Here is a 525-nt window from a genome sequence, read left to right as displayed (position 1 = left end):
GGCGTGCGCCGGGGCGAGCAGCGCGCGGCTGCGGGGCATGCTGGCCGGGGCGGGGCTGTGCGTGGTCGGTGCAACGTCGCTGTTCGTTCTGGTCCGGGACGTCCGGGTGCCGTCGCTCTGGGTGCATTTGTGCAAGCACGGTATTCTGACGCGGGTTTTTTCCGATCGGGCCGACGACATGCGCATCGGCCTGCCGCGCGACGGACAGGCGTGGCGGCGTCTGGAAACGGCGCTGACAACATGGTCGCGCGCGTGACGGCCCTCCGGCTGGTCTGTCTGGCTACGCCGGTGCAGCCGGCTGTGCGGCGGGGTGTCGTTCCTACGGAGGGTAATGGTGGGGGGGCGGATGACGTCCCGCTTCCGGCATGGCCGTGCGCGCCGAGTGTGCCGATTATTGCCGGGACCGGGTGGAGTGCCGCGATCGCGCGACGGTGGTGCCCCGACCAGCGCGTGACGACGATCGAGGCCCTGCGCGGGGCCGGGGCCGGACGCTGGGGTGGACAGGCTCTGTCCGACCTGCCGCCC

The 525-nt window shown here is 72.2% G+C and carries 2 pseudogenes; both read left to right on the top strand.

The features are described 5' to 3' along the window. Positions 1-256, top strand: a pseudogene (locus HUK82_RS17140) (threonine-phosphate decarboxylase CobD); the annotation flags it as partial. Beyond that, positions 241-525 (top strand): annotated as a pseudogene (locus HUK82_RS17135) (hypothetical protein); the annotation flags it as partial. The pseudogenes HUK82_RS17140 and HUK82_RS17135, both read left to right, overlap by 16 nt.

Source organism: Ameyamaea chiangmaiensis, from assembly GCF_013376175.1.
In the GTDB taxonomy this organism is placed as follows: domain Bacteria; phylum Pseudomonadota; class Alphaproteobacteria; order Acetobacterales; family Acetobacteraceae; genus Ameyamaea; species Ameyamaea chiangmaiensis.
Note: the sequence above shows the minus strand (reverse complement) of the source record. Positions and strands in the feature narration are given on the sequence as shown.